Origin of the sequence: Citricoccus sp. NR2 (genome assembly GCF_027594385.1) — a bacterium.
Classification (GTDB): domain Bacteria; phylum Actinomycetota; class Actinomycetes; order Actinomycetales; family Micrococcaceae; genus CmP2.
This window is the reverse complement of the sequence record NZ_CP115154.1, coordinates 2236978-2258021: the sequence shown is the minus strand read 5'-3', so window position 1 is coordinate 2258021 and position 21044 is coordinate 2236978. Positions and strand designations below refer to the sequence as shown.

At 64.0% G+C, this 21044-nt stretch carries 16 protein-coding genes; 6 read left to right on the top strand and 10 right to left on the bottom strand.

The annotated features are described in order from the left end of the window. Positions 1-71: 71 nt before the first annotated feature. The gene (locus O1A05_RS10540; RefSeq protein ID WP_270105166.1) at positions 72-938 is read left to right on the top strand and encodes a DUF3097 domain-containing protein; all 867 of its coding nucleotides are present in this window, start codon (positions 72-74) and stop codon (positions 936-938) included. Positions 939-1050: 112 nt separating this feature from the next. After that, complete coding sequence (locus tag O1A05_RS10535; protein WP_270105165.1) at positions 1051-1452, top strand: DUF4870 domain-containing protein; 402 nt, start codon at positions 1051-1053, stop codon at positions 1450-1452. Positions 1453-1476: 24 nt separating this feature from the next. Here O1A05_RS10535 and O1A05_RS10530 read toward each other — a convergent pair whose 3' ends face one another. The 3 genes from O1A05_RS10530 to lepA all read right to left on the bottom strand — a co-directional run bounded on the left by O1A05_RS10530 (position 1477) and on the right by lepA (position 5768). Continuing rightward, positions 1477-2523 (bottom strand): DUF808 domain-containing protein, encoded by a 1047-nt coding sequence (locus O1A05_RS10530; RefSeq protein WP_270105164.1) that lies wholly within the window; start codon positions 2521-2523, stop codon positions 1477-1479. Positions 2524-2620: 97 nt separating this feature from the next. Beyond that, complete coding sequence (gene hemW / locus O1A05_RS10525; protein ID WP_270105163.1) at positions 2621-3892, bottom strand: radical SAM family heme chaperone HemW; 1272 nt, start codon at positions 3890-3892, stop codon at positions 2621-2623. A gap of 16 nt (positions 3893-3908) precedes the next feature. Beyond that, positions 3909-5768 (bottom strand): translation elongation factor 4, encoded by a 1860-nt coding sequence (gene lepA, locus O1A05_RS10520; protein WP_270105162.1) that lies wholly within the window; start codon positions 5766-5768, stop codon positions 3909-3911. Between the two features lie 167 nt (positions 5769-5935). Between lepA and O1A05_RS10515 the strand changes: the two genes are divergently transcribed. Further along, positions 5936-6508 carry a type II toxin-antitoxin system PemK/MazF family toxin gene (locus tag O1A05_RS10515; RefSeq protein WP_270105161.1) on the top strand — a complete coding sequence of 191 codons (573 nt, stop codon included), beginning with the start codon at positions 5936-5938 and terminating at the stop codon, positions 6506-6508. A gap of 147 nt (positions 6509-6655) precedes the next feature. After that, entirely contained in the window at positions 6656-6922 is a 267-nt protein-coding gene (gene rpsT, locus O1A05_RS10510) for a 30S ribosomal protein S20 (protein ID WP_270105160.1), read from the top strand. 90 nt (positions 6923-7012) lie between these two features. Here the strand turns inward: rpsT and holA are convergent, their stop codons facing one another. From holA to leuS, 5 genes are all read right to left on the bottom strand, one after another. Then, on the bottom strand, positions 7013-8008 hold the full coding sequence (holA, locus tag O1A05_RS10505; RefSeq protein ID WP_270105159.1) for a DNA polymerase III subunit delta: 996 nt from the start codon (positions 8006-8008) through the stop codon (positions 7013-7015). Between the two features lie 9 nt (positions 8009-8017). Next, positions 8018-10615 carry a ComEC/Rec2 family competence protein gene (locus tag O1A05_RS10500; RefSeq protein ID WP_270105158.1) on the bottom strand — a complete coding sequence of 866 codons (2598 nt, stop codon included), beginning with the start codon at positions 10613-10615 and terminating at the stop codon, positions 8018-8020. Next, on the bottom strand, positions 10612-11340 hold the full coding sequence (locus tag O1A05_RS10495) for a ComEA family DNA-binding protein (protein ID WP_270105157.1): 729 nt from the start codon (positions 11338-11340) through the stop codon (positions 10612-10614). The genes O1A05_RS10500 and O1A05_RS10495 overlap by 4 nt, the downstream gene beginning before the upstream one ends. Before the next feature lie 90 nt (positions 11341-11430). Next, positions 11431-12438, bottom strand: coding sequence for a DegV family protein (locus O1A05_RS10490; RefSeq protein WP_270105156.1), 1008 nt, complete (start codon positions 12436-12438; stop codon positions 11431-11433). Between the two features lie 14 nt (positions 12439-12452). Then, on the bottom strand, positions 12453-14969 hold the full coding sequence (leuS, locus tag O1A05_RS10485; RefSeq protein ID WP_442867628.1) for a leucine--tRNA ligase: 2517 nt from the start codon (positions 14967-14969) through the stop codon (positions 12453-12455). A gap of 203 nt (positions 14970-15172) precedes the next feature. Here leuS and O1A05_RS10480 point away from each other — a divergent pair, with 203 nt between their 5' ends. Further along, positions 15173-16318, top strand: a complete 1146-nt coding sequence (locus tag O1A05_RS10480) for a glycosyltransferase family 4 protein (RefSeq protein ID WP_270105155.1) — start codon at positions 15173-15175, stop codon at positions 16316-16318. Positions 16319-16321: 3 nt separating this feature from the next. Here the strand turns inward: O1A05_RS10480 and glpK are convergent, their stop codons facing one another. Beyond that, positions 16322-17893 (bottom strand): glycerol kinase GlpK, encoded by a 1572-nt coding sequence (glpK, locus tag O1A05_RS10475; protein ID WP_270105154.1) that lies wholly within the window; start codon positions 17891-17893, stop codon positions 16322-16324. On the opposite strand from glpK, the gene O1A05_RS10470 reads away from it, so the two are divergent. Then, the gene (locus O1A05_RS10470) at positions 17892-19007 is read left to right on the top strand and encodes an alpha/beta fold hydrolase (protein ID WP_270105153.1); all 1116 of its coding nucleotides are present in this window, start codon (positions 17892-17894) and stop codon (positions 19005-19007) included. The two genes, glpK and O1A05_RS10470, sit on opposite strands and share 2 nt — an antisense overlap. Here O1A05_RS10470 and O1A05_RS10465 read toward each other — a convergent pair. Then, positions 18945-21044: a primosomal protein N' gene (locus O1A05_RS10465; protein WP_270105152.1), complete on the bottom strand. Its 2100-nt coding sequence runs from the start codon at positions 21042-21044 to the stop codon at positions 18945-18947. The two genes, O1A05_RS10470 and O1A05_RS10465, sit on opposite strands and share 63 nt — an antisense overlap.

The window sequence follows — 21044 nt, the reverse complement described above, 5'->3', positions numbered from 1 at the left end:
TGCGGGTGTCGGAGCCCACCCGATGGTAGCGTCTCTGGCGTTCGGATTGGCGTTGATCGAAGGAGACACCGATGAATTGGGATTCCTGGGGTCCGGGTTCTCTGGACCCGCGGGCCAGCAAGCGCGAGGTGCGCGATGTCCCGGCCCAGGTGGGTGAGGTCATCGAGGAGTCCGCGTCCGGCTTCACCGGCGCGATCATCCGCACCGAACGTTCCGGCGGAGTGCATCTTGCCGTGTTGGAAGACGGACGCGGTACGCGTCGTTCCTTCCCGTTGGGTCACGGATTCATGATCGACGGCGAACCGATCCGGTTGGTCCCCTACGTGGCCGCCACCCGCTCCGCACCCCGACGTACCGCCTCCGGCTCCGTGAAAGTAGAACAGCATCGGGCCCGCGTTGCGCGCGCCTCTCGGATCTGGGTAGAAGGTGTCCACGACGCCGAACTGGTGGAGAAAATATGGGGCGACGACCTGCGCGTCGAGGGTATTGTCGTGGAACCGCTTCACGGGGTCGACGATCTCGCTGGCGCAATCCGTGATTTCTCCCCTGGTCCGCAGCGCCGCCTGGGCATTCTCGTGGATCACTTGGTCGCCGGTTCGAAGGAAGAACGCATCGCCCGCGAGGCCATGGCGGTACCGGGCTCAACCGGCAACGTGCTGATCGTGGGACATCCCTATGTGGACGTGTGGCAGGTCATCAAGCCTCGGGTGCTGGGTTTCGAGGCGTGGCCCGAGATTCCCCGTGGTCAAGATTGGAAGACCGGGATCCTTCGGTGGTTGGGGTGGCCGCACTCTACCAAGGAGGATGTGGGTCTTGGCTGGAAGCGCTTGTTGAGTCAGGTCACCACCTACGCAGACATCGAACCATCCCTGTTGGGGCGGGTCGAGCAGGTCATCGATTTCCTGACCGAGCCCGGTCAACTGAACGACGACCAGTGATTCCCTGAGAGTTTTTCGAGCGCCCTGTGTACGCGTCCGGGGAGCCCAGATTTACCGGTAAACTAGTGGCCGACATCCGCACGAAATCTGCAGACAAAGGACACGGTGAACTGTGGCTCAGCATCCTGGCTACCCCCGCGGCGACGCATCGGAGAACTCCAGCTCGACCTCGGCTCGGCCGCTGACCCCTCAAGAAGACCGCCAGTGGGCCATGCTCAGCCACTTTGGCGCATTCCTCGGCGCAATTCCTTCCCTCGTCATCTTCATGGTGATGCGTGACCGTGGACCCTTCACGGCCCAGGAATCCAAGGAAGCACTGAACTTCACTCTGCCCCTCACCGTGGTTGCCGTGGTTGCCAACCTGCTGGCGCTGCTCCCGATCATCGGTGCCATCTTCGGAGTCGTCGCGGTGCTCTTGTGGCTGTTCATGACGATCTCCGGGGTGGTGGCCGGGATTGAGGTCAACAAGGGACGACCTTACCGCTACCCGTTTAACCTCCGCCTGATCAACTGATGTCGGTCGGACTGACCCAGCGGGTCAGTTCTCGGTTGGATGCTGATGACCGGCGCCGATGGCGCCGGGCGTTTTGCCACCCAGCGCCGCGCGCTTCGCGCCCTGCGCCGACGCGGCACCCTTACTAGCTTCGTGGTCCGTCGTTGTGTCGTCGCTGTCCAAACCGTGGCTCCAAGGCGTGAGCGACCACAACCCCGCCAGGATCGCGCCCCAGATAGCGCCGACCACAAGGGACAGCGCGGTGTTGACCAGCCACGCCAAGAATCCGGCCGGAACCAGCACCTCAGCCCCGTGGATGAGGTGATAGGGCATTGAGAAGCCCAATTCGTCCATTCCCACCACCATGATGTGTCCGCCAACCCACAGCATGGCCAGTGTCCCGATCACGCCGATGGTGGCGAGGACCTTGGGCATCGCGGTGACCAAGCCGCGGCCAAAACTCGCCCACCGGGGACGGTGGCCAGTGGCGAGCTTCAGCCCAATGTCGTCCATCTTCACCAACAAGGCAACCACGCCGTACACGACCGCGGTGATACCGATACCAACGATGATCAGGATGATGGCACGTCGCCAAAAAGTCTCATCGGCAACCTCATTGAGGCTAAGGACCATGATTTCGGCCGACAGGATGAGGTCGGTAAAAATAGCTGCCTTGACGAGAGTATCCTCATCACGAGGCTGCTCATGATCGGCCCCGTGGCCCTTGTGAGATCCGCCGCGGAACTTCTCGATGGTCTTCTCCATGCCTTCAAAGCACAGATATGAGCCGCCGAGCATCAGCAACGGTGTCAGCGCCCAGGACAAAAATTCGCTCAAGAGCAGGGCAACTGGCAGGATGATCACCAGTTTGTTGATCAGGGACCCGCGGGCAATCCGCCAGATCATCGGCAACTCACGAGCCGGCTTCACGCCCTCGACGTACTGCGGAGTCACCGCCGTATCGTCGATGACAACACCCACGGCTTTGGTGCTGGCCCGGCCGGCCGCCGCGGCCACATCGTCGACGCTGGCCGCCGCTGCCCGGGCGATAGAAGCGACGTCGTCGAGCAGAGCAACCAAGCCCCCGCTCATGCGCCGAATCCATTCGTAGGCACCGCCAGGTGAGAGTGCAAGAAAGTCATGGGCTCAGCATACGACCCGGTGCCGAAAACGTGCTGATGATGATTGATCAGAATCCTGCGAGTCGGCGGGTGATGGCGTCATCGAGCAGGCGTCCCTGCAGGGTAGGAATGATACGACCACGCAACGCTGCGGCACCGTCAATGAGTCCGTCGGCAATGAGCTTGGTGATCTCCGCCCGATCCAAGGGCTCGTCATCGTCGAAATCTGCGATGGCCAGTCCTTCCGATAGACGCACGCCCAGCATGATCCGCTCCAGCCGGCGAGCCTCTGCGTCGGGGGTTTCGCGTCCGATCGCCGGAGAAACTCCGGTCCTTAAACGCTGAGCGTAGGCCGCAGGGTGCTTGGCATTCCAGAAGCGTACCCCCGCTAGATGCGAATGCGCTCCGGGACCCACACCCCACCAATCTTGGTCCCGCCAGTAGGCGACGTTGTGGCGACCTTGGTTGATGCCGCGCCGGTCTGGATCGTGCGCCCAGTTTGAGACTTCGTACCAGTGATAGCCGCGTTCAGCCAACACGGTGTCGGCCAGCAGGTACTTGTCCGCTTGGTCGTCCGGATCAGTATCTGCTTGGGTTCCCCTCCGGACGGCGGCACCGAATTTGGTGCCTTCTTCAACGATGAGCCCGTAAGCGGAAATGTGGTCCGGTTGTAGCTGAAGCGCAGTATCGAGCGTGGTGCGCCAGTCTTCAAGGCTCTCCCCAGGTGTCCCGTAGATCAGGTCGAGCGAGACTTCCAGCCCGGCCTGCCGCGCCCAGGCTACGGCCGTTGGCACGTTCTCGGGACGATGAGTGCGCTCAAGAGTGTCCAGCACGTGGTTCACTGCAGACTGCATACCGAAGGAGACTCGGGTGAATCCGCCCTCGGCTAGCTTCCATAGCGACTCCCGAGTGACCGAATCGGGGTTTGCTTCCGTGGTGATCTCAGCACCCTCGGCGATGCCCCATTGAGAACGGGCAGCATCGAGAATGCGCACCAGGTCCGCGGCCGGTAACAGCGTTGGGGTGCCTCCGCCAAAGAAAACGGTGTGCAACTGACGCGCCGGAATATCCGAGGCGTTCATGACGTCGGCAGCGAAGGCAATCTCAGCGATGGCTGTATCTGCGTAGCTGGTCCGGGACGCTCCGGGGCCCAGGTCTTCTGCCGTATAGGTGTTGAAGTCGCAGTAGCCACACCGAACCGTGCAGAACGGCACATGAACGTAGAGCGAAAAGGTCCGCGCAGCCCCGGAGCGTTTGGCGATCTTAATGGTCTGCGCTACCGTGTCCGGCAGTAGTCCGTCGGTCGGAGCCGGATCCGCGGTTATCGGAGTTCCTGGCACAAATTCCTCGTCAGACTCACTTCTTGGCGTTGGCTTGGTCGCCACCACCGTCGGAGGACAGTGCAGCAATGAAGGCCTCTTGCGGCACTTCGACGCGACCGACCATCTTCATCCGCTTCTTGCCTTCCTTCTGCTTTTCCAACAACTTCCGCTTACGAGAAATATCGCCGCCGTAGCACTTGGAGAGGACATCCTTGCGGATGGCCCGGATATTCTCACGAGCGATGATCCGGGAACCAATAGCCGCCTGGATCGGCACCTCGAACTGTTGCCGAGGAATCAGTTCCTTGAGCTTCCCGGTCATCATGACCCCGTAGGAGTATGCCTTGTCGCGGTGGGTAATCGACGAGAAAGCGTCCACGGCATCGCCCTGCAGCAGAATATCGACCTTGACCAGGTCCGCTTCTTGGTCCCCATCGGGCTGCCAGTTCAGCGATGCATATCCCTTGGTACGGGATTTGAGCTGGTCAAAGAAGTCGAAGACAATCTCGGCCAACGGAATCCAATAACGGATTTCAACGCGTTCTTCAGAGAGATAGTCCATGCCGCGCAGGTGACCGCGCTTGGACTGGCACAACTCCATGACCGCACCGATGTACTCGCTGGGGACGATCACCGTGGCGGAGGCCATCGGTTCCTGAACCGAGAGGATCTTCCCTTCGGGGAATTCCGAGGGGTTGGTCACGGTGACCACGGACTTGTCCTCCGTGGTGACTTCGTAGACCACGTTCGGCATGGTCGAGATGAGATCGAGGTTGAACTCTCGCTCCAGGCGCTCGCGAATAATCTCCAGGTGTAGTAGACCCAGGAAGCCCACTCGGAAGCCGAAGCCAAGAGCAACCGAAGTTTCTGGTTCGTAGTTCAAGGCGGCGTCGTTGAGCTTGAGCTTGTCGAGAGCGTCACGCAACGTTGGGTAGTCGGAGCCGTCGATCGGGTACAGCCCGGAGAAGACCATCGGCTGAGGCTCGTCATAGCCACCAATGTGAGTCTCGGCCGGCTTGGCGTGGGAGGTCACCGTGTCGCCGACCTTGGACTGGCGCACATCCTTCACACCGGTGATCAGGTAGCCGACCTCGCCGACGGACAGACCCTTGGTGGGCTGCGGCTCGGGCGAGGATACACCGATCTCCAGTAGGTCGTGGGTGGCTCCGGTCGACATCATCTCGATTTTTTCGCGAGGAGACAGAGACCCGTCCACCACACGCACGTAGGTCACCACACCGCGATAGGTGTCATAGACCGAGTCGAAGATCATTGCGCGAGCTGGGGCGTCCACCTGACCTTCGGGAGCAGGCACGTCCTGGACCACACGATCAAGCAACGCATCGACACCGACACCGGTCTTGCCCGAGACACGCAGCACCTCGTCGGGTTCGCAGCCAATGAGGTGGGCGATCTCTTCGGCGTAGCGATCCGGATCGGCGGCCGGCAGATCAATCTTGTTAAGCGCAGGAATGATGGTGAGGTCATGTTCCATGGCCATATAGAGGTTGGCTAGCGTCTGTGCCTCGATACCTTGGGCGGCGTCGACCAGGAGGATCGCGCCTTCGCACGCAGCCAGCGATCGTGATACTTCATAGGCGAAGTCCACGTGGCCTGGAGTATCGATCATGTTCAGCGCGTAGTTCGTGCCGTCGACTTCCCAGGGCATACGCACGGCCTGGGATTTGATGGTGATACCGCGTTCGCGTTCGATATCCATGCGGTCCAGGTACTGGGCCTTCATATCGCGGGGCTGAACAACTCCAGTGGACTGCAACATCCGGTCAGCCAGAGTGGACTTACCGTGGTCGATATGGGCGACAATGCAGAAGTTCCGGAGCACGGCAGGGTCAGTGCTGGCGGGGACCGGAGGGTGGGACGCCATCGGCGACACGAGCATCATCCTTTTCGGGGCGAATCAGTGTCGTCGCCAAGTGGAATCCTTAACGACGCTGAATGTCTAGATCCCCTATTGTTTCATGTTTTCCTGCCTGCTGTGGCGGGCCACCCTCGGAGCCGGAGAGTCTTTCACTGGGTCGCGGATGTTTTACGCTGAAGAACATGGCTATGAACCTCCATCGCATTATGCGACTCGGTCGACAGGTGACTCGTCTTGCCCAGCAGATTAACCGGGCACGGCAGGGAAATGACACACCCCAGCAGCAGCGTCAGGGCGGCAACCGTTCCGCTGAGAACGGCGCAGGAACCCGCACCCCGCCTCAGCCCAGCCATGAGGTGACGGACTATCCCGGAGATTTTCGGGGTGCGGTGCGCTGTGAGTACGATCCTGTGCCCGGCCCGGAGGCGGGCCCAGGTGAAGTGGTGTGGACGTGGGTGCCGTTCGAAGAACTTGATGGCAGGGGCAAGGATCGTCCCGTGTTGATCATCGCTCGGAGGGGTCGTTACTTGCTGGCTCTGCAGCTCACGACCAGGGATCGCAACAACGCGTCGTCCCATGATGAGGACTATCTCGACATTGGCTCGGGAGCTTGGGATCCGAAGGGTCGTCCCAGTGAAGTCAACCTGACTCGAGTGCTTCAGCTGAATCCGCGCGACCTGCGGCGCGAGGGTGGGGTGCTGAAGGAGCGAATCTATCAGCGCGTCGCCGCCGCAGTCGAGGCACGAACCGCCTGATTCGTGATATTCTGAATCCTCGTGTGTCCGCGCAGGTCGACGGGCACTCTCGGAACGGCTTTCCTAGGCATTCCCCACGCCGCTCAGTCGCCGGTGTCCGAGAAATTCCCTCACCGACCAACCAGTTGACAGAGAAGGACCATATTCGTGGCCAACATCAAGTCTCAGAAGAAGCGCATTCTCACCAATGAGAAGGCTCGTCTTCGGAACGTAGCGTACAAGTCCGAGCTGAAGACTGCCATCCGCGCCGTCGATAAGGCTGTCGCCGCTGGCGACAAGGACGCAGCGACTTCGGCCGTGGCCGTTGCCAGCCGGAAGCTGGACAAGGCCGTGAGCAAGGGCGTCATCCACAAGAACCAGGCCGCCAACCGCAAGTCGGGCATCGCCCGCCGCGTGAACGCACTGGGCGCCTGATCGGCTGAACCACCACGTACGAGGCGGCCCCTCCCGATTTTTCGGGAGCGGCCGCCTTAGTTTTGTCATCACTCTTAGCGAGTGATTCTGTTATCGACGTGCAGCCAGTGCGATGTTCGTGATCGCTTTCTCGACCGCGTAGTCTGCGTTGCGCGCCTGTCCTTTGGCCTCTGCATCGGCCTGAGCGACTTGCTCGACGGCCGCCGCAATGCTGTCTGGACGCCAAAAACGCACGGTGGCTGCGACGCGTTTCGCCTGCCATGGAGCCATCCCCAGTTCTGAGGCGATCTGTCCTTGCCCGATACGGGCGTCAACGATGCGCGCCAGCTGTCGGGTTTTCATGGCCAAAGCCGAGGTGACGGCCACAGGAGACACGCCGGTGGCCAGGGCGTGCCGCAATAGCCCGATGGCTTCGGCTGGTCGACCTTCCAGCGTCGCATCCGCCACTTTGAAGGCGGTGGCCTGAATACGACCTCCGTAGTAGCGGTTGACTGTCTGCTCGGTGATGGCACCTTCGGTGTCACTCATGAGCTGCGAGCAGGCAGCAGCCAGATCGGAGAGGGAACTCCCTGTGGCATCCAGCAGTGCGCGCACGGCCTCCGGGTCAATGCGGCGCCGGTTAGCGCGGAATTCCTGTTGAATGAACTCGGTTTTGTCCTTCTCCGAGGTGATCGCCTTACAGTCCACGACCGAACCGTGCTTGCCGAATGCGTCCACCAATTTCTTGCCCCGGTTGCCGCCCTGGTGCCAGGCCACCATGGTGACATCGTCGGAGGGCTGCTCGACGTAGTCCAGACAATCGGTGAGAAACGCCTCAGACATGGAGTGAAGTTGTTGCACGAGCAGCAACTTTTTTTCTCCGAAAAGCGAGGGGCTGGCCAGCATGGTCAACTCTCCGCTGGTGTAGTCGGATGCGGAAATGTTGTGGACCTCGAGCTCGGGCTCCTCGACCCGTAATTCTTCGCGAACCCGATCAATCACGCGAGTGACAATCAGCTCCTCGGGTCCCTTGAGCAGAATGAGTGCTTGTGCCGTCACCGTGCGCCAGTCCGTGCTCGGTGCCGTGCGTGATCGCGTCGCTGCCATGGAAATATCCTATCTGCTGGTGTCGATCTTCACGCTCCGCTCCCCCAGGGTCAAACTTGCCGAACCGTGCAAGTCAGTGCGCAACACCGTTCCGGTACGCGTGGCCGCACCCACGATGTCGGGATGCGGATGCCCGTAGCTGTTGTCGGCGCCGACACCAATAAGGAAGATATTTGGATCCATTGCTTCGATGATCTCGGTGCCACCATTTCGAGCGCCGTGGTGGCCAACTTTTAGGGCGTCCACCCGATCCGGAAGGACGCCCGCATTGAGTAACCCGCGGGTGGCATCTTCCTCCATGTCGCCGGTCATCAGCATGCTCAGCGACGAGGCTTCGTGCTGAATATCCACCAGGAGTTGGATGGATGAGTCGTTCTCATTCGTGGCCTGACCGTCGGCCTCCAACACGCTCCAGGTTACGGTGGTCTCTCGGCCAGCAATATTGCCCCGGAATCCGCCGGATTGTCCTTTACTGGCTCGCTGCGCGTAATCAGGAAGGGCGTTCGTCCTGGTTGATTCTGTGGGGATACGCATGTGAGCCCCCTGAACCGTAATTGCTGGGCTATCTTGATCCGTTTCGGTTGGGGAGGCCTGATCCAGGTCAGTGGACGCGGTGTCCGGTTCGGCGGTGCTGTACACAATGCGCTCGGGCCGCGCGATGTCGACAATGGCGTCGAGAGCCGCCACATGGTCGGCGTGCAGGTGGCTGATCACGGCCAACGGGATGTCCTCGATGCGGTTTTCGCGCAGACACCGCTGAGCGGCCTCGTCATCAGGGCCGGTGTCAACAACGATGGCCGCATGGTCCGAGGTTCGGATGAGCACCATATCTCCCTGCCCGACATCACAAATGACCACGTTCGAGTCCAACGGAAGCCTACTGGTATGAGTGGGCGTCAGCGCCGCGGCCTGGGCCACCACGGCGACAATAATGATCACCCACCCCAACTGATCCCGGAGGAAGTGAGAGCCTCTTCGAGGCTTGGCACAGTCCCGAGTACCCAACAAGCGGACCATTGGATGGCCTCGTCGTTCCCAGCGCATCAGCTTGAGCAGCACCACGACCATCGCCACCAGATGCAGGCCGATGAGGACCGTTCCCACGGTGCCGTCGGGCCAAGGAGTCAGCGCGTGCGGCCAACGGGCCACGGTGTCGGCGATCCATCCGATCCCGGCGGCGGGCAGGGCAATGACGGTCAGGATCAGTTCGGCTGCCCCGGGTGCGATGACCCCAATGAAAGCAGCAAGGGTGCCGGGAACGGTGATGAAGGGAACCAAGGGGGCGGCCAACATGTTGGCTGGTACCGCGTAGATATTCACAGCACCGGTGAGCCCGAGTAGCACTGGCTGGCAAGCGAGTTGCGCGCAGACGGCCATGGCCAACGCCGCGGAGATCGTGAGCGCCACGGGCTCTGGAAGAATCCGCTGCAGTCCCCCACTCAGCCAGCGTTCGACTGGACGTGCTCCGAGGACGATGCCGGTGGTCGCCGCCAGGGACAGCTGAAAGGCCGGTTCTCGCCCAAGCTCGGGCACAATGCACAGCAGAACACAGGCGGCTAAACACACCACGGGCAGCGCTTGGCGACCACGACCGAAGAACACCGCCCACGCGCCGATCGCACCCATCGTCGCGGCACGAACGACCGAGGGCTCCCAGCCAACAACGTCGACGAAGAGCAGCAGGGTGCCCAAGCCGCCGGTCAGCACCACAGCGCGGGGCATGCGGGCTGAGCGCAGCAAGATCGTGACCACTCCCACAACGAGTGAGCAATTAGCTCCGGAGACGGCCGACAGGTGACTCAGCCCGGAGTCCTTCATAGCCTGGTCTAGTTCCTGGCTCTGGGCCGATCGGTCTCCCAGGATAAGCCCTGGCAGTAGTTCGGGGGCGGCGCCGATGGTGTGTGCGGTGTGATCACGCAACGCTTGGCGGATCCGCTCTCTGCCCTGCCGTTCTTCCGGGTTATCCGACTCTGTTGGTGCTGTTGCTGTGTCCGTGGACGCGCACGGACCGGACTGGGGTGGCTGTTGTGCGGCAGCGAATACGGTGGAGCCGTTATCGTCTACCGTGGCAATCACACAGATGGTTGTCGCGATATCTGGGGGTTCCGTCCCCTGCCCTTCACCCGAGAGCACGACCGACACTGGCGACTCGAGCCGCAGATGCGGGTGTCCGTAACCTGTAATGGTGCCGGCCAGATGCCAGCGAGGCCCGTACGTGGATTCGCTCTGAGTGACGGTTCCTCCAGGTTCGATGCTTAACCGTAAAGGGGTGTCACTGGACACGGCGCTTTCCCACCCAACGAGGATTCTGGCTTCGCGCTGGGCAACTGCGTGCCCTGCGACGATGGAGGCCAGCCCGCAGGCCAGCACCAATGACCCGACGAACGCCGCACCGGGCCCAGGTTGAAGGGGGCGGGTATGGAGCACCATCACCATCATCAGGCCGAGCACCGCGCAGGCGAGCAGCCCGGGCACCAGCCAAGGCAGAATTCGGGCGTCCATCTGGTCGACCCAGAGTGCAGTGAGGAGACAGAGACCGGCGGCTGGAACCAGGCGAAGATCGAGCGGGGCGGGAGCGTCACGGCGCGGAACCGACTGATCCCTCACCAACTCACCAGGCCCTCGAGTTTCTCCATCATGGCGGGGCCGATTCCGGAAACGGCGTCGAGATCGGCCATCGTGGTGAACGGCCCCACCGATTCGCGGTGCTCAATGATTCGCTCTGACATGGCAGGCCCCACCCCAGGCAATGTCTGAAGCATCGCGTCGTCAGCGGTGTTCAGGTTCACCCTGCCGCTGTTGGTTCCTGTGGAGGTATCTGCGGCGTCAGTCGCTGGATACGGTGCAGTGCCGCTCTCGTCGGGCACCATAATCTGTTCACCGTCATTGAGCACCGCGGCAAGATTCAGTCCGGCCAGATTAGCCGCATCGGTGGGGCCGCCGGCCGCGTCGATGGCGTCGATGACCCGTGACCCCTCAGCTAGTTCCACAATCCCTGGTTCCCTGACCTCACCGGCGACGTGCACGATCACCTGCGGGGCAGGGGTCCCGTGGGCGGTGACGGTCACCGGGGCTGCCGTGTGTTCTTCAGTTTCGGTGGGCAGCTCCACCTGCTGCTCAACGGAGCTGCCAGCAGGTTCCTGCAACCAACGGAATAGCCACCACGTCCCGGCGATCACCACGATCACCAAAACTGCGGAGACGGCCATGCGGGAGCGCCACAGCGGTGCTGCGGGCACCGAACGCTGTTCAATGGGACGATAGTCCGGCTCGAGATTGTCCGGAGAGGACGTCAATGCCGGGAGTAGTTCAGTCTGACTGTGTCTGCCCATCTGCCCACCGTGCACTCTGGAGCGCGTCTCAGGTGTGCACGGGGACAGAGCCTGCGAACCGGTGACCGCGTTCAGCGGGGTGTGGAGGAGTCAGTCGGTGGGTGGTGCGGTTGGTTCCGGCGGGCCATCCTGGAGGAACTCTGGCAAGGTGAAATCGGGGCTCACGGTGACACCGAGGGCACCAAGACCCAGATGTGCGGCCAGCACCGCCGGGAGCGGAATGACCGGCACGGTCAGCGTCGAGTCTGCAGCAAGACGCCCGGCCAGTTCGTGGGCGGCGTCCATGTTCCCATAGCCGTGCACCGCTACTCGAGAGGGACGTTGTGCAGTTTCTTGGCGGACCTGGCGGATCAGGGAGTCAATGGCTCGCGCGGTGGTACGGGGCCGGTCCAGCAGCGCCACGGCGCCGTTGTTGAGCGTCAGTACGGGTTTGACCTGCAGCAGCTGGCCCAGCAGGCCAGCGAGGGCTCCGATGCGGCCACCACGCCGTAGCTGTTCGAGATTGGGCACAGTAAAGAATACTCGGGATGCCCGGGCGGAGGTGGTGATGAGGCGGGCCATCTCCTCTGCGGGTAGCCCGTTACGGGATCGGAGTAAGCCATCCAGCACGGCGGTTCCCAGGGCCATCCCGGTGGTTTCGGAGTCGATGACCTGCACTGGTATCCGTGATTCGCCGGCGGCAAGCCGTGCCGCATCGGCGGTACCGGACAGCCTACCCGAGAGCACCACCGCGATGATGGAGCCGTATCCCTCGCGGGCGAGCTCTGTGTAGGCGTCTGCGAAGGCTCCGGGAGCCGGCCGCGAAGTCTTCACCGCGGTTCCGGCTGCTAACGCCAGGGGTAACTGTGCGGATAGTTCTTCGGTGCCCTCGGAGTAGATCTGGTCGCCCACCATCACCGGCATCGGCACGGTACGGAGGTGAGAGCCCACCGGCAGGGTCAGCACATCGGCTGGCAGCGAGCAACTGGAGTCGGTCACGATGGCTGCGCGTTCACGACGCGGTGGCTTGATGCCATAGCGGCCCCACCCGGTCGCTTCGGCGCGCACGGCGCGTGACCGTTGCACGATGTCGCGGAACCACTGAGAATGCGAGGCCATCGAGTCCTCCGGGCTCACCCGGTCACAATGTTCACGAGCTTGGGTTCACGGACGATGACCTTGCGGACCTCGGCGTCGCCGATAGCTTTCTGCACGGTCTCCGAGGCCAGTGCCAGCTCTTCGAGTTGGGCGGCGGTGATCTGCGGGGAGACATCCAGGCGGTCACGGACCTTGCCCTTGACCTGCACTACGGCGACCACGGTGTCCTCGACCAACAGCTCGGGGTCCACATTCAGCCAGGACGACCGGGCCACCGACGGCTCGTGCCCGAGCAACGCCCACATGTCTTCGGCGGTGTACGGCGAGACCAGGCTCAGCAGCTGAGCCACCACCTCGGTGGCTTCCCGCACGGCCGGATCAGCGGGGCCGGCGCCCTGGTCGATGGTCTTACGGGTGACGTTGACCAGCTCCATCAGCCGGGCGATCACCACGTTGAACTTGTGCTCGTCGAGCAGTTGCTCGCAGTCGGAGACGGTGCGGTGGGTCTTCTGACGCAGGCCACGGTCACCGGTGGAGGCGGCGGCGTCGCGATCCCCACCGGCTTCGGAGACGTCGTGGGCCAGTCGCCAAGCGCGAGCCAGGAACTTTGCGGCACCGCCGGGCGAGACATCAGCCCAGTCGACGTCGTCTTCCGGAGGCGAAGCGAACACCATGGTCAAACGCACCGCATCAACACCGTAGGTGTCCAGCTGTTCGCCCAGGTCCACCCCGTTGCCCAGCGATTTCGACATCGCGCGGCCACCATTGAGCACCTGCCCCTGGTTCAGCAGCGCCTTGAACGGCTCCGTGAACGAGATCAGCCCCATGTCGTAGAGCGCCTTGGTGAAGAACCGCGAGTACAGCAGGTGCAAGATGGCATGCTCGACGCCGCCCACGTACTGATCCACGGGCAACCAGCGGTCGACCGCAGCTCGGTCGAATGCCTGGGTGTCGTCCTGCGCGGAGGCATACCGGATGTAATACCAGGAGGAGTCCACGAAGGTGTCCATGGTGTCCGTGTCGCGCTGAGCGGCGCCACCGCACTGCGGGCAGTCCACGTTAAGCCATTCCGTTGCCGACGCCAGCGGTGACTTGCCCTTCGGCGCCAGCTCTTCACCGCGCAGGTTCTCCGGCAGGCGCACCGGCAACTGATCCTCGGGCACCGGAACCTCTCCGCAGTGCTCGCAGTGGATGATCGGGATCGGAGTGCCCCAGAACCGCTGACGTGATAACAGCCAGTCGCGAAGACGGTAGTTGACCGAGGCTTCGCCGGTGCCGCGTGCCGCCAACAGTTCAACGGCGCGAACGATGGCCTCATCCTTGGAGAGACCGTCCAGCTCACCGGAGTTCACCAGTAGGCCGTCTCCGTGGGTGGCGACCCCGCTCGCGGCAGGATCTTCTTCGCCGGTGTCGACCACCACGCGCACGGGCAGGTCCATGACGCGGGCGAAGTCCAGGTCGCGCTGATCGTGGGCCGGAACGGCCATGATCGCACCGGTACCGTAGTCGGAGAGCACATAGTCGGAGGCCCACATCGGCAGCCGTTCCCCGGTCAGGGGGTTGACGGCGTAGCGGCCCAGGAACACACCCGTCTTCGGGCGATCCGTGGCCTGGCGTTCAATGTCGGAGACCCGCTTGAGGTCTTCGCGGTACTGCTCCAGTGCCGCGGCGTGTTCGTCGTCGACCAGCTCACGCGCCAGCTCGGCGTCCGCAGCAACCACCATGAAGGTGGCGCCGAACAGGGTGTCGGGACGGGTGGTGAACACCGGGATCTCGGGGCCATCCTCGACGGCGAACCGCACGGTGGCACCCGTGGAGCGACCGATCCAATTCCGCTGCATGGCCAGCACGCGCTCGGGCCAGTGCCCTTCTAGCTCGCCCATATCGTCCAGCAGACGATCGGCGTAGTCGGTGATCTTGAAGTACCACTGGTTCAGGCTCTTCTTGGTGACCTGAGTACCGCAGCGCTCGCATTCGCCACCGTTGATGACCTGCTCATTGGCCAGCACGGTCTGGTCCTTCGGGCACCAGTTGACCGGAGACTCCTTACGGTAGGCCAGGCCATTGCGGAAGAACTGCTGGAACAGCCACTGGGTCCAGGTGTAGTACTCAGGGTCCGAGGTGTGCAGCTCGCGCGACCAGTCGGTGGTGATCGCGTACCGCTGGAAAGACTTCTTCTGAGTCTCGATGTTGGCGTAGGTCCACTCGGCCGGGTGCGCGTTGCGCTTGATGGCGGCGTTCTCCGCGGGCAGTCCGAAGGAGTCCCAGCCGATCGGGTGCATCACATCGTAGCCGCGCAGCATCCAGTACCGGGCCACGACGTCACCCATCGCAAAGGCCTCAGCGTGGCCCATGTGCAGGTCACCCGAGGGGTAAGGGAACATATCGAGCACGTAGCGACGCGGACGCGAGCCGTCGTCGGTGGGGACGAACGTGTTGTTCGTCGTCCAGTAGTCGGCCCATCTGGCTTCGATGCGGGCAACATCGTAGACGCCTTCTGTGGTGGCCGCTTCCGTCTCTGACACCTTCACACCTCTGCACGCTCTCGACATGACAGCGCCCGACGCGCCCCACACCGTCTACGGCACGCGACACATCGAGCAGCTCGGAAAAACCTTCGTCGATTCTACCGCGTCTAGGATCCCATCTCGACGCGTGACCCCCGCGGAGAAGTTCACCGGACAGACACGGAGCTGTCATGCGTCCGTCATGTCGTGGTCGACGCGGTGTCGGTCTGGGTCGAGACCATGCAGATATGAGGATTCAGATGGTCGCAGAATCATTTCTTCCGCTGATGAATGGAGTCACTAACTCCGTTCTCCGTCTCGTCGACGAATACGCCGCAGCCGGCCATGATCTCTCGATCATCGCACCGAAGCAGCGCGGCGCCGATCGGTTCCTGCGCACCTCCTCCGGACGCAAGGTGCGGGTCCGCCGAGTGCCCTCCTTGCCGATGCTCGGTTACGGGGACGTGCGGATCGCCACCACGAACGTCTCCCAGCTGCGGCGCAAAATCGCCGATTTCGCCCCCGACGTCCTGCACCTGGCCTCCCCCACCCTGCTGGGTGGCCGAGCCGTCGTCGCCGGACAACGCTTAGGCATCCCCACCGTGGCGGTCTACCAAACCGACATCCCCGGTTACACCGCCAAGTACGGAATGTCGTTCTTGGAATCCGCCAGCTGGCAGCTGCTGCGGGATGTGCACAATCGAGCCACTCTGACCTTGGCTCCCTCGACGGCGACCCGGGACCAGCTGAAAGCCCACGACATTGAGCGGGTGCACCTGTGGCGCCGCGGTGTGGACACCTCCCTGTTCTCCCCCAGCCACCGCGATGCGAGCCTGCGCGCCGAACTCGCTTCGGAAGACGAGCGGATCGTGATGTACGTGGGCCGGCTGGCCGCGGAAAAACAGGTGGAAGATCTGAGGGTACTGCATGATACCCCCGGCGTCCGCGTGGTCGTTATCGGCGAGGGCCCCGAAGAGCCGACCCTGCGGGCGCTGATGCCGCGGGCCCGTTTCCGCGGGTTCCGCTCCGGCACGGATCTCGCCCGGCACCTGGCCACCGCCGATGTGTTTGTGCACACGGGGGAACTGGAGACCTTCTGCCAGACCATTCAGGAAGCCATGGCCTCCGGTGTGCCCGCCATCGCCCCGCGCAGCGGCGGACCGATCGACTTGATCTCCCCCAGCCGCACCGGCTGGCTTTACACCCCCGGCCAGCTCGATGAACTCGTCAGCGCGTCCCGAGATTTGCTTTTCGACGACGCCAAGCGCGCCTCCTTTGGTGAAGCCGCACTGGAATCGGTGCGCAGGCGGACCTGGCCGGTGCTGGCCGAACAGCTGATGGGGTACTACGAGCAGGCGATCCAGGCGCAGCAGCTGGCCCCACTGCCCCGCTGACCCTCAGGCGTCGTCGAGGAGCCACCCCTGGGCGTGGACAACGGCGCGATCCCAGCGCCGCCTCAGTGCCTCACGCTGTTCCGGGGCCATGGCAGGCTCCCATCGTTGGCCGGTGACACAGAGCTCGCGCAGCTGATCCAGATCCGTCCAGACCCCGTGCCCCAGTCCCGCGGCGTACGCTGCGCCCAGTGCGGTGGTCTCCACGTTCCGTGGCCGCTGGACCGGCACGCCCAGCACATCCGCCTGAAATTGCATCAGCTCGTCGTTGACGCTCATCCCGCCATCGGCCCGAATCACCTCCGGAGTCAGACCCGTGTCTTCGACGACGGCGGCCAGCACGTCCCGGGTCTGAAAGGCGGTAGCTTCCAGGGCCGCGCGCGCAATGTGCCCGGCCGTGGCGTACCCGGTCAGGCCTATAATCAGCCCCCGGGCGTCCGGGCGCCAGTGCGGGGCGAACAATCCAGAGAAGGCCGGGACGAAGTACACGCCACCGTTATCGGTGACGGTGCCCGCCAGTCGTTCGACGTCCTCGGAGGTGGTAATCACCCCCAGATTGTCACGCAACCACTGCACCACCGACCCGGCCTGGGCGATCGAGCCCTCCAGGGCATACATCGGGGCCTCCCCGTCGAGCTGATAGGCCACAGTGGAGAGCAGACCGTGTTCAGAGCGCACCACCTCCGCACCGGTGTTGTGCAGCAGGAAACAACCGGTGCCGTACGTATTCTTCACCTCGCCCGGGGCGAATACCGCCTGCCCGAACGCGGCCGACTGCTGGTCGCCCAGGATCCCGGTCACTCGTACGCCCGCCAGCGGCACCCGTGCCGACACCGCGCCAAAGTCAGAAACTGAAGCCCGGATCTCCGGCAGCATCGGCCCCAGCTGTTCCGGGTCCAGCCCGAAGTGCGCCCCCAGTTCAGGCCGCCACTGCCCGGTCTCCAGATCCATGAGCAAGGTGCGGGAAGCGTTGGTGATGTCGGTGGCGTGCACCCCGCCGTGGACCCCACCGGTGAGGTTCCACAGCAGCCAGGTGTCCATGGTGCCGAAGCGCAGCGTGCCCCGCTCGGCCGCTAACCGTGCCGGCTCGGAATATTCCAGAATCCAGGCGATTTTCGGCGCGCAGAAATACGATGCCAACGGCAAACCGGTGATCCGGCGCAGCTCATCGGCGTCGTCGCTCTCACGCACCCTGACGAGCAGGTCGTCGGTGCGGGTGTCCTGCCAGACAATGGCCCGGTGCACGGGTCGACCCGTCTCCACGTCCCAGAGCACGGTAGTCTCACGCTGGTTCGTGATGCCGATGCAGGCAATGTCCTCGGCGGACATGCCCGCGCGCGCCGTCACCAAACCCATCAGTTCCCGGACGGTGTTCCAGATCTCGACGGCATCGTGCTCCACCCACCCGGGTTGCGGGAAATGTTGCCGATGCTCGCGCTGGGCGGAGCTGAGCACCCGGGCGCGTTCGTCGTAGATCACCACCCGTGAGGAGGTGGTGCCCTGGTCGATACTCATGATCGCACTCGCCGTCATGTTCGCCAGCATACCGACCCGCACCGGGCAGTAGGCTGAGGACATGAGTGTTCCCGATGCTCCCCCGATTCGCTGGCGCGACCGCATCTTCCCCCCGGCTCCCCCGGCCGACACCGCGGAGATCACCGGCGCCCCGGCACAGGAACCCGAACGCCTGGATGTCAATTATCCGGACCCGGTGTCAGCCCGGACGTCACGGTACACTGTGTGGCGCTACCCGGCCCGTCTGGCTGCTGGAGAGACGGCTCGCCGCACGATGGTGTGGGTGCACGGTTTTCGCGGGGATCACCACGGCCTGGCGCTGATCGCCGATGTACTTTCGGCTTGCGACGACGACGTCGAAGTGCTGGTACCCGATCTCCCCGGCTTCGGGGACTCTGCGGCGTTTCCCGACGCCGAGCATTCAGTGCACCACTACGTGGATGCCCTGGATTCCGGGCTGGGCGAACTGCTGGCGCCGCGGCGTCGTGACACCGCACGGCCTTGGTTGCTGGGGCATTCCTTCGGTTCGGTGGTGGCCTCGCGTTGGGCAGCCCGCTCCCCGGAGAGTTGGGCCGGGTTGGCGCTGGTCAATCCGATTTCCGAACCAGCGCTGAGCCCGGGCAGCACACTCACCCAACGCTGGGCCGCCCGGTTAGCGCAGGGGTATTACGAGGCTGCGGCGGCCCTGCCACAGCGCCTGGGTCGCGGACTCCTGGCTCATCCGGGCGTGGTGTGGGCGACGGGGACGTTCATGTCGCGCACCGCTGATCGTCGAATTCTGGCGTACACCCACGATCAGCATCAGCGCTATTTCTCCAACTTCGCCTCCCGGGCAATGCTGGTGGAGGCGTACCGGTCGTCGGTGACGGGGACCGTGCTGGACGCGGCTTCGGAGTTGCGGTTGCCGGTGTTGCTGATCGCCGGGGACCAGGATCCGTTGGGTAGCCCGGAGTCACAACAACTCTTAGCTGCCCGCATCGCGGAGGCCTCGATGTCGGTGCGGTTAGAGATGCTGCACGGTGTGGGACACCTGATTCACTATGAGCGCCCGGTGGAGGTGGTGCGGCTGCTGCGCTCGTGGATGCAGCAACAGACCGCGATTCCGAAAGTGGGCTCAAAGGATGTCGACGGGGTCGATCCGCAGTCGCACGGCGCCGTCGGTGCGACGGGCCGATGAGGCCGCGCGTGCGGAGCGCAACACGGCGGTGACCTCGGCGGCCACCTTGTAGGGGAAGAACAGCAGCGCCCGGTAGTCACCGGTGCCGTGGGGTTCGTCCTCGCTGAGCGGGGTGGGACCGATCCACGGGCTGTGGGCGGCGTGGTACGGCAACTGAACGGCGTCGATGAAGCGTTGCAGTGCAGGGCGCGGGCCCAAAATTTCGGCGCTGCGCACGGCCGGCGGCAGCTGGAGGTGCACACGTTCGGCGAGTTCCCGGGAAGCGAAGCTCACCGGGTTCATACGGACCAGGGCACCGACGACGTCTTCGCGTGCGGCAGTGACCACCACGGTGCCGCCCTGAGAGGCGGGACGGACGAGGGTGGCGGCGCGCATCCAATGGCCGAGCACGGTTTCTGGGACCCGCAGTCCTTCACGTTGCAGTTGGGAATCGCCGTCAAGCAACAGGGCCGAGGCGTAGCCGCCATCGGCCACCGGTTCCGCGCCCGTGGTGGCCACCACGAGGGCGGGTTCGGCGTCGACGGTGGTGAGCATATGGTCGGCCGATGAGGACAGTACCGGAACCTGCGGGAAGGCTCGTCCCAACTCTTCGGCGGTGCGGTCCACACCGCGGGCGCCAGCGCGGAGGCGCGGGGACCCACATTCGGAGCAACGGAACTGGCGATCGTGACGTCCGCACCACCGGCAGGATGCTTCGCCGCGGTGGGCAGCCAACTGGTTCGGATAGGTCAAGGGGCCGGCGCAGGTGCGACAGCGCGCCGGGTTACGACAGGATTCGCAGAGCAGGCCAGGAATGAATCCGGATCGCCCCACCTGGACCAGCACTGGCCCGGCCGGAACATTTTTGCCCTCCAGCGCGGAGCGGGCCGCGCTCCAGGCCAGGTGCGGCAGTCGGGCGCGGGAGGCCAGCGGATCGCGGGCGGCGTTGAAGGAGTCGGCGGTGGCAATGACGCGCGGTGACACGGCGTGGCGCACGGTCCGGGGCACCTCGATCTCATGCAGGTGCCCGGACTCGACGAGGCGCTGGGTCTCCACGGAGCGGGAGGTGTCCACCACCAGTGCGCGGCACGCCTGCGCCTCGGCTCGCATCAGGGCCACTTCGCGGGCGTGGTGGTAGGGGGCGCGCGGTTCGGAGTGCAGGGTGTCGGCGTCGTCCCACACCACCAGCAGTCCGAGGTCGTGGACGGGCGCCCAGACCGCGGCGCGGGTGCCGATCACGATGCGACGTTGTCCGGTTTTGACACGCAGGAAGTCCCGGTAACGGGGTGTGGGACCGTCGGAGGCCGAGAGTCGGGCGAAGCCGCCGCGTCCCAGTCGGGATTCGAGCAGCCCGCTCAGCCGTTCCAGGGCGCGCACGTCGGGCACGATGATGATCACGCCGCGCTCGGCCGCCGCCGTCTGTTGGGCCACGTCAGCGAGCAACCCCATCGCGTCCCAGTCGCCGTGTGCACTGGGCAGGGCCAGAGCGCACCGAGAGACGGTGCCGGCGAGTTCCTGTGTCACGTCGACGAGCCGGTCGAGGTCGCTGAGTCCGTAGTCGGACACCGATCGCACCGGCGCTGGAGTTTCAGGGGCCCGTGCCGCGTCGTCGACAAATTCTTTTTCTACGCGGGCCACCCGCGGCGGGACGACGTTGCGTAGCACATCGGCCACGTTGCCCGCGTAGCGCTGGGCGGTGCGCTCGGCCAAGGCCAGCACGTCGGGGTCAAGGACGGGCAGAGTCGAAACAACGGTTTTGAGCGGTACGAATTTCGTGCCGGTGGTGATGCGCTCGTGGCGTTCCACCAGCCATCCGGTCATCATTTGGTGCCCAAAGCGCACTTTGACGCGCACGCCCGGCTGGGCAGCCACGTCGAGATCAGGGGGCACCAGATAATCGAAGCGCCGATCCAGGTGCGGCACGGCCGAGTCGATGATGACCGCGGCCAGGGGCAAGGGTGGCCAGCCGTGGGCGGTTTCAGGCAGTGCAGCTACCCCCTGCGCCGAGGCGGGCAGGGAGAAGAGCGCGACCGGGGCGTCAGACTCGGATGGGGGCAC